This window comes from Mucilaginibacter sp. (assembly GCF_041088075.1).
Classification (GTDB): Bacteria; Bacteroidota; Bacteroidia; order Sphingobacteriales; family Sphingobacteriaceae; genus Mucilaginibacter_A.
On record NZ_JBGCVY010000050.1, the window covers coordinates 37222 to 55476 of the forward strand.

Annotated in this window: 8 protein-coding genes; 6 read left to right on the forward strand and 2 right to left on the reverse strand. The window is 41.1% G+C overall.

What is annotated here, in order from left to right; translation table 11 throughout:
* Window positions 1-32: 32 nt before the first annotated feature.
* Entirely contained in the window at window positions 33-1061 is a 1029-nt protein-coding gene (locus tag V5804_RS12660; protein WP_369591758.1) for a LacI family DNA-binding transcriptional regulator, read from the forward strand.
* A 246-nt stretch (window positions 1062-1307) separates the two neighbouring features.
* Here V5804_RS12660 and V5804_RS12665 read toward each other — a convergent pair whose 3' ends face one another.
* Together V5804_RS12665 and V5804_RS12670 are read right to left on the reverse strand one after the other, a co-directional pair.
* A complete protein-coding gene (locus tag V5804_RS12665) occupies window positions 1308-2984 on the reverse strand; it encodes a RagB/SusD family nutrient uptake outer membrane protein (RefSeq protein WP_369591759.1) in 1677 nt (558 codons plus the stop codon).
* Between the two features lie 10 nt (window positions 2985-2994).
* The gene (locus V5804_RS12670) at window positions 2995-6210 is read right to left on the reverse strand and encodes a SusC/RagA family TonB-linked outer membrane protein (protein ID WP_369591760.1); all 3216 of its coding nucleotides are present in this window, start codon (window positions 6208-6210) and stop codon (window positions 2995-2997) included.
* 1418 nt (window positions 6211-7628) lie between these two features.
* On the opposite strand from V5804_RS12670, the gene V5804_RS12675 reads away from it, so the two are divergent.
* The 5 genes from V5804_RS12675 to V5804_RS12695 all read left to right on the forward strand — a co-directional run bounded on the left by V5804_RS12675 (window position 7629) and on the right by V5804_RS12695 (window position 17916).
* Window positions 7629-10382, forward strand: coding sequence for a glycoside hydrolase family 2 TIM barrel-domain containing protein (locus V5804_RS12675; protein WP_369591761.1), 2754 nt, complete (start codon window positions 7629-7631; stop codon window positions 10380-10382).
* 334 nt (window positions 10383-10716) lie between these two features.
* Window positions 10717-11685 (forward strand): DUF2341 domain-containing protein, encoded by a 969-nt coding sequence (locus tag V5804_RS12680; protein WP_369591762.1) that lies wholly within the window; start codon window positions 10717-10719, stop codon window positions 11683-11685.
* A gap of 424 nt (window positions 11686-12109) precedes the next feature.
* Entirely contained in the window at window positions 12110-13570 is a 1461-nt protein-coding gene (locus V5804_RS12685) for a glycoside hydrolase family 28 protein (RefSeq protein ID WP_369591763.1), read from the forward strand.
* A gap of 103 nt (window positions 13571-13673) precedes the next feature.
* Entirely contained in the window at window positions 13674-15638 is a 1965-nt protein-coding gene (locus V5804_RS12690; protein WP_369591764.1) for a glycoside hydrolase family 97 protein, read from the forward strand.
* Between the two features lie 775 nt (window positions 15639-16413).
* On the forward strand, window positions 16414-17916 hold the full coding sequence (locus V5804_RS12695; protein WP_369591765.1) for a glycoside hydrolase family 76 protein: 1503 nt from the start codon (window positions 16414-16416) through the stop codon (window positions 17914-17916).
* The last annotated feature ends 339 nt before the right edge of the window (window positions 17917-18255 follow it).

Below are 18255 nucleotides of genomic sequence, written 5' to 3' on the forward strand. Positions count from 1 at the left end.
ATGCCTATAAAAGCTTAATTATCAAGCTAAGAATGTATAAACCTACTACCATTAAAGATATTGCACTTGCCTTAAACCTGTCATCTTCAACAGTATCACGGGCTTTAAGCGATAGTTATGGAATTAGCGAGAAAACAAAAAAGATTATTGCAGAATATGCCAAAAAGGTTAATTACCAGTCAAACCCGATAGCATTAGGCCTTAAAAACAGGCGTAGCTATTCAATTGGCATCGTAGTCCCGGAATTGGCCAACAGTTTTTTTTCACAGGCCATAGCGGGCGTTGAATCAATTGCTTACGAAAACGGGTACCATATCATCATTACCCAAACACATGATTCGTCTGAAAGGGAATTGATCAATGTAAACCACCTGGCGCAACGGTCGGTTGACGGCCTGTTGATATCCATGTCATCCGGCACTTCCGATTACAGTTTTTTAAAAAAATTGCATGACAACGGGCTGCCTATCGTTTTTTTTGATCGGATCATCAACGAGATTGAAACTTTTAAAGTTACTTCCGACAATTTCAGCGGTGCTTATAATGCAACCGAATCTTTGATCCGTTCGGGGCATAAGCAGATTGCACTTTTGGCAAATGCGCCGCAATTGTCTATTACGAACGAACGCTTGTCTGGCTATAAAAAGGCTTTGGCCGACCATCAAATCCCTTTCAGGCCGGAGCTGGTCAGAAACTGCTACAAAGGCGGAAGCGATTATCAGGAAGTGGAAGATGCCGTTAAAGAATTGCTGGCCCTGGCCGACAAACCAAATGCGATATTTATCAGCAGCGACCGAATTAGTATCTCGTGTATCAGGGCGTTAAAAAAATTAAAATTCGACCCCCAGAAAATTAGGGTCGTTGGTTTTTCAAATTCCGACATCGTTGACCTTCTACAGCCTTCTATTTCTTACGTCAGGCAAAAAGCTTTTGAAATGGGCCGTACTGCGGTTGAAATGCTGTTAAAGCTGATTAAAAGCAAGTACCCGATCACCGAATTTGAGACAAAGATATTGGATACAGAATTGCACTGGAAAAGTGACGGCCTGAAAAATGTATGATGCTTCTTTTATGCCTATAAATTCCAAATCGGTAATTGTAAGCCTGTTTAAATTTCTGTCATAAAAATTTACAATGCTTCTTTTATGCCCATAAATTTTGTTTTGTAAGCCATTGTTCCGGTACAGAAAATACAATGGGCCAATGAATTTTAGGTGCTAAAAGAAGCATTGCAAATAAGCTGAACTATAAAAAAAAGCCGCCCCATTTTATGATGAAGGCGGCCTTTTTTTAAAAGAAAGGTTAGGTCAATACCCCGGGTTTTGGACTAATTTGGGGTTTTTGGCAAGGTCTGATTGCGGGATCGGCATCCAGTTCTGGTAATCCTTGAATATATTATTGTAGATGTTGACAGGTGTGTACGTAGGGACACCTGCTGTATAAACTATTTTGATGCCATATTCCGGGTTAGTCAGTACACCTTTAGGGCCTGTTGTAATCAGCCAGCGCCTAATATCATACCAGCGTTTTTCCTCAAAAGACAGCTCGATCCTGCGTTCCCTCCTGATATTGGCACGCATATCACTTTGCGACAAGCCTGCCGGAAAATTTGGTAACCCGGCCCTTTGTCTAACAAATGCCAAAGCGGCATATACAGATGCATCCGGGCCAACAGCCTCATTTTGTGCCTCTGCATAATTTAGCAATACTTCCCCATAACGGAAAATTACCCAATTGGACGAACTTGGTGAAGTGGCCAAGCTGGTTTGGCCTTGTATGCTTTCGTCCAGCAGTTTGCGCCCATAATAGCCACTGGTGGTAATATCACCGCCACCGGCCCGCTGGTTATTGCCGCCAACACGGGTGGTAATAATGTCTCCCTGCCATGCTGCGCCATCATAAATAATGGATTGGTAAAAGCGCGGTTCGCGGTTTACGTACGGGTTTTGAGGGTTGTACCCTGAAGCAGGGTCGGTAATAGGCAAACCGTTTTTCATTGCATAGTCATCCACCAGGCTTTGTGTAGGCTGATAATTTCCCCAGCATTGTACCGTGCCTTTTACCACCACAGGGCCTTCCTGGCCTTCGGCCTTGCTTCCTTTGGCAGGCGGTGCATACTGCTTGGCAAAAATAGTTTCGCTGTTAAAATTGTTTGGGGCCAGGAATTGAGCGGCATAATCGCCAAACAAGGTATAAACTTTCAAATCCATTACTTGTTTGTTGGTTGCGGCAGCCTTTGCCCACAGGGTTGCATCGTTGGTTGTGTTAGCCAAGGGGCTTGCTGCAAAAAGCTCTACCCATCCTTTAAGCGTTAGGGCTGCGCCTTTAGTTGCACGCCCGGTTTTATCAATCGTGGCAGGCAAATTGGCAGCCGCAGCATCACAGTCAGCTTCAATAAAAGCGAGGGTTTGCGGTATTGTGGCGCGGGCATTAAAAATATCTGTTCCGTCGGCATTATTCAAAGGGGTGGTAATAATCGGAACGCCCCCGAAATTGGTAAACAACAGCGAGTAAAAGTATGCCCTAAAAAAAGTAACCTCGGCAGTGCGCTGTTTCAACCACGCGGCCGAAAAATTAGATTTGTATAAATTTGTTTGCTGAAAAAACACATTACACTTCCTGATATAGCTATAAGTATTGTCCCAGTTCCACAAGTTGCCATTTGGCCCATTAGGAACATTGGCCGGGGAAATAGACCCGTTTCTTACGGTATTTGCCCCGGTATGGGTTTGTTTGGTCCAACTGTTGTCAGCATACGAATCCGTATGGTTATAATCGTTTTTTTCGTCTGTCAATGAATTATAAATATCATTTACAAACAAATCGGCATTGGTTTCTGTACTAAAAGTTATTTCATTGGTTAACTTACCTTTTGGGGGTACTGTTAAAGAATCATCATTTTTACAAGAGCCGGCAGTTATTAAAACCAGGCCAAACATGAGGATAACCTTGTTATATTCATGAATGAATTTTATCAATTTCATATTTTAATAATTAAAATGAAGCATTAATACCTACGGACAATACGCGTTGCTGGTAATAATTCTGATCATTACCACCATTTTCAGGGTCTACAATTTCCCTCATATGAGGTGTCCAGGTAAAGATGTTTTGGCCTGCAACGTAAATTCTTAAAGAACTGATGGTATTGCGGAGCATTTTATTAGAAAATGTATAACCCAGTTCTGCGCTTTTTAAACGTATATAAGAATCATTTCTGTTAAACCAGGAAGATGTTTGTATATTGTTTGTAGTTGGCGAATTTGAAAGGCGTGGGTAAAGTGCATCCGTTCGGTTGGGTTGCCAGTGTTCACTGAAACTCAACTCTGATGCAGAACCAGAGAAATTAAAAGGCCAAACTATAAAATCATTTAATTGAATGGTAGAATTTCCGCTGCCCTGAAACAATAGGTCCAGGTCAAAGTGTTTAAAGCTTACACGCGGCTCCAGCCCGTAAATAATGCCCGGGGTTTGTGTCTTGCCGATAACTGTCTGGTCATTAATATCAATCCTTCCGTCAGGAACACCATTAGGGCCGGACAGATCGGCATATTTAATATCGCCGGGACGAACAATACCGAAAGAAGGCACCGGAATTCCCGGTTTAAGAACCGGCTGCGCGATATTTGGGTTAACAAAATCATTAGGCGTAAAATACCCCAATGCCTGGTAGCCAAACTGGGTTCCGTATGGCCGCCCGGTTTGTCTCCGGTTAGGGTTGTTATAGGTAGAAGCGTTTTCAATAAAATTCAACAATTTGTTTTTTGCATAAGTAAATGTTCCGGTAATATCAAACCTTAAATCATTGGAGAAGGTATGTCCGCTTCGCACAGTGAGGTCAATACCATGGTTGCTCATTACGCCGGCGTTTACCAAACCTGTGCCAACTCCGTATTCACCAGGTAATGCCGCAGAATTACCTATCAGCATATCCGACCTTTTTTCATAAAAATAATCAGCCTCTATGCTAAGTGCGCCTTTCCATAAAGTAGTTTCGATCCCAACATCTGATTTGTTTGCCCTTTCCCAAGTGATATTCGGATTTCCCTGAAGGCCCTCACTAATACCTTGAGTAGCGGTACCGTTGATAACCGCTGAATTGGTATTCAAATTATACGGGCTCAAATACTGATAGGTCAAAATATTACCGCCTGATCTTGGATAAGCCCCAGACTGTCCGAACGAACCCCTTATTTTTAAATTGTCCACCCACTTAATGTTTTTCATGAAATTTTCCTGGGAAATAACCCAGCCGGCAGAGAACGCAGGGAAAAACCCATAACGTTTGCCAGGTGCAAATAAATAACTGCCATCATACCGGCCGGATGCCTGGAACAAGTATTTTTTTGCATAAGCATAATCAACACGGTAAACGTAGCCTATTTGCTTTTGGCCGGTAGAAAAACCACCGTTTGTTAAATCAGTAGTGGCCGGGCCGCCATAGTCCAATTCATCAATACCTAAATTATAGTTTATCCTTGAAGCGGTAAATTGTTGGTATTTTACTATTCGTTCTTCTGCAACACCGGTAAAGCCAATATCACTATTGCCAAAGGAACGTTGAAAATTTAAAATCCCCTGGTAGGTGAAGGAATGGTTTTGATAATACTCTTCCCTAAAACTTGGTTTACTGCTTCCCTGGAAACCTAGTACATAAGTATAAGGGGTTGTATTTTTATTAACGGTATAAAAAGGGATAGGCGTGGTATAGTTCCTTGTTGTGCCGTTTCGGCTGCCAAACAATACATCAGGTGCCGCATCATAGCTTGCAACGCCCTTTATACTTAACCCCTTTAGCGGCAACTGCTGGGTTATGCTAAATTGGGACTGTGTTCCGGGATTTTCGTTAAACCCGTAACCGCTGTTATAAATTTCTCCATAAACGGATTGGGCGATATAGCCCGCATTTAAACCATTGCTATAACGAACCGGGAAATCCGGGGTTTCCCGTTGTGCCTGGTTAATAATCGAACCTGCGCCAAAAGATGGAAAATGCTGGTCTTCTACCCAACTGTTAACTGTGAAATTAACCGTTGTAGTTTTGGTAGGGTTTGAAGTAAGGTTTAATGTAGCATTGTACTTATCTAAGTAAGTGGGGTCCCACATCCCATTTTGATGGGTATAGCCCAACGAGGTAAAATACTTAAAATTATCCGAACCGCCTGAAAGCGAAAGGTTATGATTGGTCAGTATCCGGTTAGGTTTAATTATTTCCTGTAGCGGATGTGCATCGCCATGTACGTCAGGGTCAGAGTGATCCAGGAATTTTTGCAAGTCGTCCGCACTATAAGGCACACCTGATTGAAAATCATTAACGTTTGCCTCATTCTTCATCAGTGCGTATTGGTACCCGGTTACAAAAGTAGGCACCCGGGTAGGGTTTTGAATACCTACATAACCATTGTAAGACAACACCGGCTTGCCCGAGTTGCCTTGTTTGGTGGTAACTAAAATTACCCCATTGGCGCCTGCTACACCGTATGGGGCCACGGCCGCTGCATCTTTCAGTACGGTTAAAGTGGCAATGGTGTTGGGGTCCAAACGGCTAAAATCACGTGGCACGCCATCAACGATCAATAAAGCTGCAGACCCGCCGATGGAACCTACGCCACGGATTTGGATGCCCGAGCCATCAAAGCCAGGCTCCCCGCTTCCCTGTGTACTGATCAAACCGGAAACCCTTCCAACCAAAGAATTTGTTAAATTTACAACTGGTTTTTGTGCAATGTCGGCAGTTTTTAAAGTAGATACCGCTGCCGTTACCGATGTCTTTTTTTGCGTGCCATAGCCAACCACAACTACTTCGTTCAGGTTGTTGGTAGCCGCCTTTAACCTGATGTTTAAATTTGCCCTTCCGCTTACAGCCGTTTCATAAGGGCTGTAGCCGATGTAAGAAAAAACCAGTGTTGCATTGTCCGGTGCTTGCAGGGTAAAATTTCCGTTTAAGTCGGTAACGGTTCCGATGGTTGACCCTTTAACCTTTACAGAAACCCCGGGCAAAGATTCGCCCGTTGAACTATCGGTAACTTTTCCTTTTACAGTTGCCGCATTTTGCCTGGCACTTTGGGCAGTGGCATAAACTGCATTAGCCAAAACGCCGTCCGGGCTTTTGGCATAGCTTAAACCGGAGATACATAAAAGGACAATACCACTCAGGTAAAACTGAGGCTTTTTGACAGGAAGAAATTTCTTAAGTAAAGTCTTTTTCATAATTGTATTTTAATTGAACATGATAAGGGAATAATTTTGAATGTTGAGTAACGATGGTAGTTCCTTTTTACTTTCATTGGCTTTTTTTAGAATTATATAATTGTTTAATTGTTACTTGTTTAATAGCAGGTTGGTTGATACAAATCATTTGTCTTGTTAAAAATAAAGTTTATTGTTGTTGCAATTTTCAGCATTGTCAAAAACAAAACCACTAAAAATTATGGTTTAGGCTTCCTAAAAACGTTTTACAATTTAAGCCCGGTTTAAATCAATACAAGCAAAAATGCCCATGCTTCTTTTACCCTATAAAAATTGGCAGGTGCATCAATCTTTATAGGGTAAAAACCAAACACTTGCCATTTTTTAGGCGATAAAAGAAGCATAGAAACCTTGTTAAGCAAATTTAAAAAAAGCTTTAAGTACAAATTTTATATTGGTTGTAACATTGGCCTATATTTAACTATATCCAAAATGCCTGACAAACTTTCTATTACCCATAACCTGATGCTTACCTGAAGTACTCTGGCTTTTTGCACAAACTTTTGTACTACTATAATTTTAAATCAGGCTTAGTTATAATTGGTTTATGTAATTGGCAGCGATATTAGTATTTTATGATTGTATAGTAATGTGTTTTTCAATTAAAATTTGCGCAATCGTTACCGATAATTGCTTTGGCCATTCTTTTCAGTTACATTAAATTGGTATCGCCGTGCCCTTCTTGCTGCCCACAAATTAATAACCGTGAAGGGGTTTTAATTTTTGAAATGAACATCAAATTGGCTTCCTTAAATTGGATGTTCCATTATACCAAACATAATAGAAAGGCAACACAGATAAACAGCTTTACTTAGAAAGATATTGTTGTTTTGGCCTTAAAGTATCGGTAATCAAAATGTTCGGCTTGCATTAAAACCATAAATAATTGCATGTTGTAACACAAAAACAGCAACCAAATTAAGAAGGCATATTCAAACAAACGGTTAACCCAAGTGGCCAAACATGTGCAATAAAGGAAGCATCCAAAAAGTGGGGTTTGGTTAAAGGGCCGATGTTAAAATTGCAATGCTTCTTTTATGCCGGTAAATCTTGCAGGCACAATCAACGGTACAAGAAGTACAATTATACACTGATTTTTAGGCGATAAAAGAAGCATTGGCGATAAGGGCGAAATTTATTTGTCCTGTCAGCACCGTTACAAGCAGCAATAAATAGATGAAAAATCGGTTTCGGCAACGATTGCAAAGTTTTAGTTGGCTATATTCTTCTTTTGTTGCTAAGTAGTGATTAATCTTGTCTGCATGATAAAGCGTTGTCATTGTGCAAATATTGCCGGGTTTCGGTAATTGTGCCGGCAATGAAAAAACTGCTATTATTGATGAGCCTAATAAACAACCAAGCCTAATAAACAACTGATTATGAAAAAAATATTGCTGCAATTATTGTTCACGGTGCTTTGCTTTAGCGCGTTTTCCCAGGGAACTATTACAAAGTACTTATCTGGTACAGATAAAGACCACACCGTGCAATGGGATTTTTATTGTACCGGGGGCAGGCAAAGCGGCAAATGGACTAAAATTGCAGTGCCATCAAACTGGGAACTGCAAGGTTTTGGCACCTACAACTACGGGCATGATAAAGTGAAAGCCAATGAGCAGGGGCTTTACAAGCACGAGTTTTTTGCCGAAAGCTGGAAAGGCAAAAGGGTTTTTATCGTTTTTGAAGGTTCAATGACAGATACCAAAGTCATGATCAACGGCAAACAGGCAGGCCCTGTACACCAGGGCGGCTTTTACCGCTTTAAATACGACATAACAGATCTGCTTAAACCAAATGCCCAAAATTTGCTGGAAGTTACGGTGGACAAAACATCGGCAAATTCATCTGTAAACGATGCCGAACGCAGGAACAGCGATTTTTGGGTTTTCGGTGGTATTTTTCGGCCTGTTTATTTGGAAGTTGTTCCCGAAACTTTTATTGACCGTATGGCCGTAAACGCAAAAGCCGATGGCTCTTTCCAACTGGATGTGTACCCGCAAAATTTAAAGAACGGGGAAACGGTTGAAGCACAGGTACAAAAACTAAACGGCGAAAACGTAGGCAAACCATTTTCTGTCGCCGCTAATACCACGGCAGACCATTTGGAACTAAAAAACAACTTTAACAAGCCTTTGCTGTGGAGTTCCGAGTTTCCTAATTTGTATCAGGTTGTTGTGGCTATAAAAGGTAAACAAGGAGTTATCCACCAGGTTAAACAAAAGTTTGGTTTCCGTACGGTGGAATTACGAATTAATGATGGGTTTTATGTAAATGGTGCCAAAACGATACTGAAGGGAACCTGCCGCCACAGCTTCTGGCCCGAAACCGGCCGTACACTTAGCCATCCAATACAACTGATGGACGTAAAGCTGATGAAGGAAATGAACAATAACGCAGTCCGCATGTCTCATTACCCTCCTGATCAGGATTTTTTAAACGTATGCGATTCATTAGGCTTATACGTGCTGGACGAGCTGACCGGCTGGCAGGCAAAATACGATACCATCGTTGGCCGTAAGTTGGTTAAAGAACTGGTGGTTCGTGATGTAAACCATCCATCCATTATATTTTGGGACAATGGCAACGAGGGCGGCTGGAACAGGGGCTTGGACAACGATTATGCACTATACGACCCGCAAAAACGCACTGTACTACACCCTTGGGAAAAGTTTAACGGTGCCGATAACAAGCATTACCCCGACTATAATTATATCCTGAAAACAGTAGCTACGGGGACAGAAGTTTTTTTCCCTACCGAGTTTATGCACGGCCTGTATGATGGCGGTGCAGGTGCCGGGCTTGATGATTTCTGGAGCGAGATGATGAAATATCCGCACAATGCAGGCGGTTTTATCTGGGCGTTTTTGGATGAATCGGTTATCCGTACCGATAAAGGCAACATTTATGATGGTGATGGCAACCATGCGCCTGATGGCATTTTAGGCCCGCACCGCGAAAAAGAAGCCAGCTTTTATACCATCAAAGAAATTTGGTCGCCGGTGTATATAGACCCGCAGCCCATTGACAAAACATTTAACGGAAAAATAGCGGTGGAAAACCGGTACACTTTTACTAACCTGAACCAATGCACATTTAAATGGAAGCTGGTTAAATTTCCATCGGCACAGGAAAAAACCACAGCAGCGAATGTAAAAGCAACCGGTTCACCAAAAGCGCTTGATTTAAAGCCTGGTGAAAAAGGTATGTTAAACTTAGCTTTACCGATGTCATGGTCAAAAAACGACGCATTATACCTTACCGCGTATGGCCCTGATAAAAAAGAAATATTTACCTGGAGCTGGGCGATCACTGCTCCGGCGGCAATTGTAAAAAGTACGGTTTCATCTTCAGCTAAATCAGGGGTAAAAGCAGAAGAAACCGACAAGTTGCTCCGTGTAAAATGTGATGGCATCAACTATGAGTTTGATAAAACCACAGGCTATATCCAAAAAGTGGTTAAACCTAAAGGTACCATTTCCTTATCTGGCGGCCCCGTTTTAGCGGGGGTAAATACGGAGCTTAAACAATTTACCCATAAAGCTATTGGCGGCCAATACATTGTAGAAGCCGATTACCAGGGAGCAGGCTCGTTACATGTAAAATGGACTTTCATGCCCGGGCAGCTTGTTAAATTGGAATACCAGCACGCCCAGCAGGGAGATGCTGATTTTATCGGGATCACCTTTAATTATCCAGAAGAAAAAGTCACCGGGATGAAATGGCTCGGCGAAGGCCCGTACCGTGTATGGAAAAACAGGTTGAAAGGGCAGCAGTTTGGTGTTTGGCACAAGGCTTATAACAATACAATTACAGGCGAAACCTGGGGATACCCTGAATTTAAAGGCTATTATGCTAACGTTAATTGGGTAGTTGTCGAGAATAAAGAATCGCCGTTTACCGTTTACACTGCCGATAAAAACATGTACTTTCAAATGCTGCACCCTGGCAGGGAAAAGGACGCACTTAAAAACAATAATGTGGAGCCACCATTTCCGGAAGGCAGCATTGGTTTTTTAAATGCAATCAGCCCTATCGGCACCAAGTTTCAGGCAGCAAAAGTGATGGGGCCTCAAAGCCAGACAAACCATGCCAACGGCGAACAGGTCAGCGGAACACTTTGGTTTGCTTTTTAATATGTTTAAGTATTTAATGCCATGCTTCTTTTATGCCTGTAAATTTGTTCTTGCATTTTGTACCGATAAAAGAAGTATCTGATTATGTGGATTATGGATAAGCATGTATTGTTTAAATTTAATAATTTAGAAATGAGAAGTCATATATCAGTAACGATAAAATGTATTCAAGTCCAATATCCAAACCTTGATAATATTTAATCAATTTCGGGCAAAAGATTGTTTGGTTTATAGTGATATTAACTGATCAAAACCCGCAATATTTATTCGTTTTTGTACAAGACGAAGAGTAACCAATAACTACAGCGCTATCTTAAAAATTTAATCAAAACTTATGAAAAACTGGTGTTTAACAATCGCATTTACATTATGCAGTACTTTATTATTGTTCAACAAAACCTGGGCAGCCAGATGGGATTTTAAAAGGGAAATCACTGTAACCAACAGTGGCGACAGGGTAAAAGGCGCCGTAGTTTTAATCCAGATCAACAATAGCGACTTTGATTATACAAAGGCTAAAGCCGATGGTGCGGATGTGCGTTTTTCAGTAAGTAAAACACTTAAAGGCAACGGCCTTAACTATTGGACAGAGCAATGGGACAAATCAGGTTTAACCAGGATATGGGTAAAATTACCGGAACTTAAAGCGAAAGAGCGATTAACAATCAATATGTTTTATGGCAATACATCGGCTGAGCCGGTTTCAAACGGTGAGGCTACTTTTTTGTTTTTTGATGATTTTGAAAGTGGTGATTTCACTAAAAAATGGACAAACGTTTCTATCGGAGATGTTGTTGAGCAGGGCGGTAATTTAAAATTAAAAGAAACAGACGGGCAGGATGGCATTATTACAGCTAATTTTAATGTTACCGGTAAAATGATCATCCGTACAGAATACCAGCGCGGTAATGCAGACGAGCATTGGACCCGTGCCGGTATTGGCGGCTGGGACTATTTTCTTTGCTTTGGAGACCATACCGAAGTTGCCGGGACCGGAACAAACTACGTAATGCTGTATGATAAAAATAGCTTGTTGAGCCTTAAAGCAGCACCGCTGGTTAAAGCGGCAAATAAAATTATTACTGATAAATGGCGCAAGGCCGCGTTTTGGTATGATGGCAGCAACTTAAAAGGAATGCAGGATGATGTTACTATATCCTGGCCGGCGGCATCCAATTTATCATCTAAACTGTCATTAAGGACATTGGATAATGATGCCTGGGATAATTTTGCCTTCATAACAGTTAGTCCGTATGTAAATGTTGAACCTACAGTTGCCATTGGGGAGGAACAGAAGGTTTAAGGCCATAATATAGGTTTTAAAATTTGTTGGATTTATTTTTCAATGCTTCTTTTATCACCTAAATATCAGTACAAGTTTTTTATTATTGATCGTTCATATTCGGTTTAAATTATAAAGTTGTTTAAACTTTTAGTGCCTTGTTTAAATTTGTACATTAAAGAAAACGACATGCTTCTTTTACCAGGTAAAAATTAGTGCCTGCCTGCATTTAATCAATCAAAAAAACCAAACGGCCAAGGTTTTTAGGTGATAAAAGAAGCATCATCCTAAAAAAAGAGGAACAGAAAAAAAGTTTAAACAACTTCTATATCAAAAAGCTAATCAAGCTTCTTTTATGCATATAAATTCTGTTTTTATATTTTATACAGATATGAAAAGTAAGAAAGCCCGATAGATTTTTAGGTTATCCTAAATACTAAGCATTATGAAAACCAACTTTTTTTATTTACGGATAACCCTGGCAATCTTTATGGTTAATGTTTTTGCCGTATCGGCTAAAGATTACCCGGCATCGTTTTTTGCCATCAGCCCTGGCGATACTTTTCTTAACACCCGTTCCATTCAATTCGGAATTGATTATATCAGCCAGAACGGAGGCGGAAGCTTGGTTTTTGCTGCGGGAAAATATCATACTGGTTGCGTTCATTTAAAATCTGATGTAACTATCCAGTTAAATGAAGGCGCAGTATTGCTTGGTTCTGTAAACCCGTTTGATTACGACCGGCAAAACACACCCTTTGACCATAACTATAATACATCCCTTGCCCTTATATTAGGGCTTAACCAGCATAACATCGGCATAACCGGAAAAGGCATTATTGATGGTCAGGGAAAAGAGCTTGCTGCTAACGTAGGCGAACTAATAAGAACGGGTTTAGAAAAAGGTGGCTCCATAAGCCGGCCCGACGAGGACAGGCGGCCTATGATCATTAATCTTTTCGGCTGCGAAAACGTGGTGGTTAAAAACATCACCCTAAAAAACTCTGCCTGCTGGGTGGAGTGTTATAACCAATGTAAAAACGTAATTGTTGACAGCATACGCGTGGACAGCCGTGCATTTTGGAACAACGACGGGATAGATATTGTTGATTGCGACGGTTTTAAAGTAAGCAATTCGTATTTTAACGCCAGTGATGATGGCATCTGCCTAAAATCGTTAGGGCCTGATGTTGCAAACCAAAACATATTGATCCAGAACAACAGTATGACCACCGAAGCCAGTGGGATTAAATTTGGCACGGCATCGCTGGGCGGGTTTAAAAACATCCGGATATTAAATAATAAGGTATTTGATACCAACCGCTCGGCCATTGCGCTGGAGGCAGTAGATGGCGCGGTGATTGAAAATATTGAGGTTGATGGCATAAAAGGGATTAATATTGGTAATGCTATATTTTTACGTGTCGGCGCGCGCAAAGGCACCCGCAAAGGCAAGGTGGAAAATGTATCAATCCAGAACGTTAACGTCGAGCTGCGCGCCGAAAAAAACCCTCTCAAAAATATGCCGGGTGTTGTGATTGCCGGAATGCCCGATCAGATCATTACTAACGTAAAGCTTAAAAATATCGTCATCAAATCTCCGGGCGGTGCAGATAAGGCGTTAGCAAAAGTATCTATTGATAACATAAAGGATATCCCTGAAAAGCCGAACAGCTATCCTGAATATAATATGTTTGGCGAATTGCCTGCATGGGGCGTTTTCATACGTCATGCACGTGATATACAAATTGAGGGGCTTTTTATCACTGCCGCCAAGGCCGATTTCAGGACCGCTATTGTTTTAGATGATGTTCATCATTCAGCGTTTAAAAAACTAACGGTTAAAGAGCCCGAAAGCAAAAAGACCAGTTACATCAATAACTCTACTGATATTATTTTCAGGTAAAAAAAACTACAAACCGATATTAGATTAATATAAATCAAAGATCAATGTAACAACAGAATTTACTTTTAGCGCGAATATTACAACTATAAACCCAAATTAAAACATGAATTTGAACAACAAATTTACAAGATGTTTCATCCTGTTTTTGGCATTGGCAACACAGCTCCATGCGCAGGGCAAATCAATTGATTTGATGTCTCCAAACGGTGGAATAAAAGTATCAATCAATCTAAGTGACAAAATTTATTATTCAGTTTCCGGTGGCGGCCAGGAGCTGTTGACAAAAAACCATTTAGCGATGACCCTGAAAGACGGGGCATTTGGCGAAAACCCTAAATTGATATCGGCGAAGAAAACCAAAGGTGCACAAATAATAAAACCTTACATCGCCTTAAAATTCTCGACCGTTAAAAGCAGTTACAACGACCTGTTGATGACCTTTAAAGGCAATTATGCAGTAGAGTTTCGCGCATTTGATAATGGTATCGCCTATCGTTTTATCACCAGCAAAAAAGGTAGTGTTGAGGTAATGAACGAAGATTTTGCTATAAATTTTCCATCCGAGTACTTATTGCATTTACAGTTGAACAACGGCTTTAAGAGCGCTTATGAAGAGCTTTACCAGCATATCGAATCAAACAACTGGAAGCAAACGGATAAAATGGCCAACCTGCCGGTTTTAATTGATACCAAAAAACAATATAAAATACTAATCAGTGAGTCCGACCTTTCGGATTACCCTGGCATTTTCTTAAAAGGCACCGGAAACAACGGTGTAGAAGGTGCCTTCCCAAAAACGCCGCTCGAGTTTGGGCCAGATGGGGACCGCAGCCAAAAAATCTTAAAATCTGCTGATTACATTGCCAAAACAACCGGAACGAGGAATTTTCCGTGGCGCTATTTTGTGATTACTAATGATGACAGAGAGATATTAGAAAACACCATGACCTTACAACTGGCGGCCAAAAGCGTGATTGCCGACCCGTCATGGATTAAACCCGGACAAGCAAGCTGGGAATGGTGGAACGGTGCTACCACTTACGGGCCTGATGTAAATTTTGTATCGGGATTTAACCTGAATACTTATAAATACTTTATTGACTTTGCTTCGAAATTTGGTATTAAATATATTGTGATGGATGAAGGCTGGGCCAAAAGCACCACCGACCCTTACACACCTAACCCCAATGTTGACGTAAAAGAATTGATCCGATATGGTAAAACCAAAAACGTGGATATTATCCTTTGGCTAACCTGGCTAACGGTGCACAAGAATATGGATGTATTTAAAACCTTTCATCAATGGGGCATAAAGGGCGTTAAGATAGATTTTATGGAGCGGTCTGACCAATGGATGGTCAACTACTATGAAGATGTGGTAAAAGAGGCCGCCAAATATCAAATATTTGTTGACTTTCATGGTGCATTTAAACCAGCAGGTTTAGAGTATAAATATCCAAACCTGATTTCGTACGAAGGCGTACGCGGGCTGGAACAAATGGGCGGCTGTTATCCTGATAACAGTATCTATCTTCCGTTTATGCGAAATGCCGTTGGCCCAATGGATTTTACACCTGGCGCAATGATCAACATGCAGCCTGAAGTTTACAGCGCGGAACGGCCAAACGCGGCGGCAAAAGGCACCCGAGTTAACCAGCTTGCCTTGTATGTTGTTTTTGAAAGCGGCATACAAATGCTGTGCGACAACCCAACCCTTTATTACCGCAACCCGGACTGTACGGAGTTTATCACCAGCGTGCCAACTACCTGGGACGAAACCAAACCACTGGCGGCAACCGTAGGCGAGGTTGCCGTAGTGGCCAAACGTAAAGGCGAAAGGTGGTTTATTGGCGGCATAACAAACGGCAAAGAAAAGACAAGAGCGATAGAACTAAACTTTGATTTTTTACCAAAAGGCAGAACCTATACCATGACTTACTTTGAGGATGGCATAAACGCCGGCAGGCAGGCCATGGATTACAGACGAAAAACCATGCAAGTAAAATCCGGCGATAAAATGACGGTTACGATGGCGCGCAATGGCGGATGGGCGGCAATTCTTAAATAAGCTTAAATTAGCCCTATTCCTAAAATAACGAGACAGGATTTAGGGCTTATTTTAAAATTTATATAAGAAAAAGTTAATGCTTCTTTTACCTTATAAAAATTGGTACTAAATCAATTTTTATAGGGCAAAAGCCAACCGTTTTACCGGGTTTTTAGGTGATAAAAGAAGCATTAAGTTTTGTTAAGTTATTTTTTAAACAAGCTCTTAAATTTGTTCTTTATGCTTCTTTTATCGCCCTAAAAATGTTAAATGCTAAGGCTTTTATAAATAGGACAGGGGAGACAAACCGTCATTTCGGAAGAAGTATTGCATAAAACACGATTGATGTACTTATGTAAATACAAATAAGCCCTTGTAAATATTTTTTTGAATTTACTATTTGTTGTTTATCACTAACTGTTTGCCCTTTTTCAACTCCTGGTCAAATATAAAATAACCATCATTTTTTTCGCTACAGGCACCTTATATATTCCTTGCAATGAACCTTAACTAATCCTCTTGCTCATTGTCAAATCATACCTATTTCTTGACTTAAAGTACATTTATGCAATATTATGTCTGAAATAATTCAAAATAACCTAATTTCGAGAATTGATCCTATGCGATCTGTCAAAAAATTATAATGCTTCTTTTACCCCTGTAAAACATGTTTTTGTAATTGGTGCAGGTAGAAAAAGACTTAGAAGTTTCAAGATTTTAGGTGATAAAAGAAGCATAGAAAATAAACCCAACAAAATCTAAACAAGGCTTAAATAATTTAATTGTCGAACTGAACATGAACAGATTCTATTTGCGTGCCATCCTGCTGCTGTTTTCCTTTTCAATCCTGTCTAATGCTTTTGCCCAAAAAGCCGGGATAACCTCTGGGGCAATTTATACTTTGCAATCAAAAACAGGCAACAAGTTATTAGAGGTAAAAAATTCTTCTATGGACAATGGTGCCGGTGTTGATTACTGGACAGACACCAAATCCGATGCCCAAAGATGGAAAGTTGCTGCTGTTGGCAAAGGCGTTTATACATTAACCAATGTGTCAAGCGGAAAACTTTTGCATATAGCAGGGGCAGCAACGGATACGGTAAAGATAAACCAATATGACAACACCAACACCAACGATGTAAAATGGAATATCAAGAAAGCCGGGAACGGGTATTATTATTTAAAACCGGTGGCCAACACAGGTTTTTCGGTTCAATCACCAGCCAGCGATATAGCCGATGGAACTGCTGTTGGTTTAAGCCGTTCTTCTGCCCAAGACCTGGAAAAATGGCTGTTGCAAAAAGAGGAACCGCAGGAAGCCGCGCCTACTGCCGCAACGGCCGACAAGGTATTTGAGGCATGGTACACGCAGTATCAAATAGAAACAAGCAAAGGCTTTTGGGACCGGGCAGAGATGATGGAAACCTTGTTGGATGCTTATGAAGTTACCAAAGATGTTAAATACATCAACCGGTTTAAAACCATGTACGACAATTTTATTACAGATAACAAAGCCGATTGGATGTACAACAAATACAACGACGACATTACCTGGGCGGTGCTTTTTTGCGTGCGGGGCTATCGGCTTACCGGCAACAAAACTTATCTGGAAAAAGGCAAAGAGCAGTTTGATAAAATGTATGCCCGCGCAGCTACCGATGCTTATGGCGGCGGGCTGAACTGGTACGAAACAAAAACCTCTAAAAACGCCTGCATCAACGGGCCTGCCATGGTAGCGTGCTGCTATTTGGCCCAGGCTACCGGCGACCATACTTATTACGACAAAGCCATTGCCTTATACACCTGGTCTAAAACCTATTTGTTAAATACCGCTACCGGCAAAGTAAACGACAACGTTGATATTGACAAAAAAACAGGCGCACTTAAAATCGGAACGTGGAGTTCAACCTACAACCAGGGGACTTATTTGGGTGCCGCGGTGATGCTTTACAATTATACTAAAAAAGACAGCTATTTGGCAGATGCGGAAAAAATCGCCCAATATACCCGCGACACCATGTACAGATCTGGGGTAATGAACAATGAAGACGGAGGCAATGATTTGCCGGGTTTTAAAGGGATTTTTGTACGTTATGCCCGTACCTATACTTTAGAGGGCAATAGAAAAGATCTGGTGAAATGGCTTCAATTAAATGCCAAAGTAGCTTACAACAACCGCAATTCGCACAACATCACCGGTACAAAATGGGGGACCAAAACAAGTGAGACAAACCCGAAATCAAGTTTTGGGGCTTCGACAGCGGTATCGCTCTTAATGAATTCGTTTTCATTGAAATAAAAGCGGTTAAACCGATCCTTTTGTACTTTACACCATGCTTCTTTTACCACCTAAAAATTGGCATTGTCTGGTTTTGGTTTGTTCGGGCCGAGACCAATTTTTATAGGGTAAAAGAAGCATCAGCTTAAAAAATTTCAAACAACGTTATCAGTCTTTTTCTATTGATTCACAGATACTTATTAAAGGACACACCCCTAACCCCTCTCGAGAGCAGGGCTGTTGCATTCTAAGTTTAGGTGTTGTAATTTAGCATAAAAAAGGTATGGAGACCGACCTTGTACAATTTTTAGAAGGGCTACCGGACGCCCGGCGGAAGGCGGGCCAGCGGCACGACCAAAC